Below are 2,930 nucleotides of genomic sequence, written 5' to 3'. Positions count from 1 at the left end.
CGTCAGCACGATTGATCAGGATCTCGAAGTCCAAACCACACGGCTCAAGGCCGAAGGCTGCGATATCGTCCGGTCGGAGAAGGTGTCCGGTGCTTCAAGAACCGGCAGAGCTGAACTGGCGACGATCATCGAGTTCCTGCGGCCTGACGACGAGCTGATGGTAACCAGGCTCGATCGGCTGGGCCGCGATACGCGCGATGTGCTCAACCTGATCTATGAGGTCGAGCAGAAGGGTGCGTTCGTCACCATCCTCGATCCGCACATCTCAACACGTGGAGAGATGGGACACGTGGTCATTACCGTGCTGGGGATGGTTGCACAGATGGAGCGCCGGTTTATCAAGGAGCGCCAGCGCGAAGGCATTGAGCGCGCGAAGCGGAGCGGCACATACAAAGGCGGCAAGCGCCGCATTGACCGAGACCGCGTTCTCGCTCTCCGGGACCGGGGCCTATCCCCCACAGCAATCGCCGAGGAGGTTGGGTGCTCGCGGATGCAGATATATCGGATAGTCGGGCCCTCGAGTTCGTGACGCTCTGCTCAACCTTTGGGCCTGCCATCGCGTCAGCAATGCGCCCCAATTTCGGCCCTTCACTGGCCCATTCGCTTATCTTAAAAGCTGCCGCCCGCGTCACACCTTCCGAAGGCGATCGTCGAACATCGCCATCGTGCGGATGCCTGTACGTGCCGGGGTTATTGGAATAGCGTAAATGGCAATGAACTAGCCTCGAACCAGAAAAACGCCAAACAGTACAGCCGTCCAGTGGAATGCCGCTGCGATCAGAACATGCCCATGCCATATGGCTTTGGCGTATTGCAGCCGCTTGTTGAGATAGAATGCGACGCCAATAGAATAAAAGACGCCGCCTAATCCGAGCAGCGCCAAGACCAGGCCGGATGTCACACCCGCCAAAGGGAATGCTGCAATCGCCCCGATCCATGCAAGACCGAGATAAATTGGCACCCACACCTTTTGCTCGATTGGGGGCAAGAATATTTTTCCCAAGATGCCCAGACCGGCAAGAATCCATAGACCGGATGTCAGGACCCAAGCCCAGGGGCCGGAGAGCAGATAAGCTGTGAAGGGTGTATAGGTGGCCGCAATCATGAGAAAAATACCCACATGGTCCAACCGCCTCAGGAAAGGCTGCCAATGCGTGCGAGAAAAGTTGTAGGCTGTGGAAAATCCGAACATCGCGACAGCGCCAAGTGAGTAGATCGCCACCACAACAAGTTTATTCGGATCGGGATACTGGCTGCCCAGCCAGAGCAGAAATGCACCACCCATAATCGCCAGGCTGAAACCGAGGACGTGAACGAAGAAGTCGGCGGAGCGCGCCGTGGCACTGGGATAGTGGGCGGGAGAAGGCATTAAACCTCGAGACGTTGCGATGTTGCTGGACACGTATATAGGACCAACGAACCTGCTTTTCGACCGTGATTGGTTTCATTAACCCGCCGGGTTCGGCATGCACCAGCCGGATCGAGACGATTGCGAGCCATGCGCGCCAAGAGGGTTTTGTTGCGAAGCGGATGCTAGGTCGTGTGGACAAAGGGGATTCCCAAACTGGGTGATGAGTGATTCATATGTGGACGCCCCCTATGGCAAGAGCTGGTTTTGTCATGTTGCGGTGATCGGTTGCTTTCATATGTCCGGCCTGTTTGTGCGGCGTGATATTCGCTGCTGGCCCTGATGGAAATCCGCCGGTGAGGTCCCTGATCAAGCTGGCGCGCACGAGTGGCGCATTGAATCAGACGGGTTTGCCTCTCCATTGGCTCGATCGTTACGCATCATCGACTGCCATTGCCAATTTGGTTCGGGCTGCGCGCGGTCAGGCAGGCCGCCCATAGGGTCTATATGTCTCTCCGCGGGTTAGTACTACCCAGGCGATGCGGGCGAGCTTGTTAGCGAGGGCGACCGAGGCGAGCCGGAACGGCTTCTTCTCCAGCAACCCATTCACCCAGTCTGTTATCGGCGTCGGGTTACGCTTGGCGTGTCGCATGACGGCCGTTGCGCCAACGACGAGCAGGCGCCGCAAATACCTGTCGCCCTGTTTGGATATACCACCGAGACGTGTTTTGCCTCCGGTCGACTGCTGCTGCGGCGTCAGCCCAAGCCAGGCGGCGAATTGCCTGCCTGATTGGAACTGATCGGGGTCTGTCACTGTTGCCGCGATGGCTGTCGCTGTGATCACCCCGACACCCGGGATAGCCGCGAGCCTTCGACTGGCCTCGTTCTCGGCATGCCAGATGCGTAATTCCTGATCGAGTTCGCCGACCTCCTCGGTTAACTCGGTGATCCGTCGGATCAATATCTCAAGCGCTCGATGAGCGTAAGTAGGAAGGGCTTCATCAGCAAAGGCCCTATCGGCCAGCTTCGCCAGATTGGCGATGCCGGGATTTGCGACGAAGCCGAATTCGGCCAGGTGAGCGCGCAGTGCATTCGCTGCCATGGTGCGCTGGCGCACCAGGAGAGATCGCGCCCGATGCGCCATCAGGATGCCCTGCTGCTCAACCGTCTTGACGGGCACGAACCGCATCGTGGGACGTTGCACGGCTTCGCAGATCGCTTCTGCGTCCAGCGCATCACTTTTGCCGCGCTTGACGTATCCTTTTACATAAGACGGCGGCATGATCCTGACGTCATGGCCCATGGCGATCAGCGTACGCGCCCAGTGATGCGCCGTAGCGCAGGCTTCAACCCCGATCAGGCAGGGTGCCAGTTTCGAAAAGAATGGCAGCATCTGTTTGCGATGCAGCTTCTTCACCAGCACTGTCTTCCCGGTGTCATCCACGCCATGTGCCTGGAAAACGCTCTTGGCCAGATCCAGTCCGATTGTATTGATATTCATTGTAAACGCTCCTTCTCTTGCTTTCACTTCCACAGCACCTTAACCGGCACTGCGCTGGCCGGGGGCGTCCACATCATCAAG

3 protein-coding genes are annotated in these 2,930 nt (G+C 58.0%); 1 reads left to right on the top strand and 2 read right to left on the bottom strand.

What is annotated here, in order from left to right:
- The coding region (locus EO136_RS09975) for a recombinase family protein (protein WP_164730523.1) at positions 1-529 on the top strand (529 nt) is incomplete at its 5' end.
- 189 nt (positions 530-718) lie between these two features.
- Here the strand turns inward: EO136_RS09975 and trhA are convergent.
- Positions 719-1,402 (bottom strand): PAQR family membrane homeostasis protein TrhA, encoded by a 684-nt coding sequence (gene trhA / locus EO136_RS09970; protein WP_206513304.1) that lies wholly within the window; start codon positions 1,400-1,402, stop codon positions 719-721.
- A 427-nt stretch (positions 1,403-1,829) separates the two neighbouring features.
- Positions 1,830-2,849 (bottom strand): IS110 family RNA-guided transposase, encoded by a 1,020-nt coding sequence (locus EO136_RS09965; protein ID WP_127143153.1) that lies wholly within the window; start codon positions 2,847-2,849, stop codon positions 1,830-1,832.
- Positions 2,850-2,930 lie beyond the last annotated feature (81 nt).

The organism is Pelagibacterium montanilacus, assembly GCF_003992665.1.
In the GTDB taxonomy this organism is placed as follows: domain Bacteria; phylum Pseudomonadota; class Alphaproteobacteria; order Rhizobiales; family Devosiaceae; genus Pelagibacterium; species Pelagibacterium montanilacus.
This window is presented reverse-complemented; position numbering and strand designations above follow the sequence as displayed.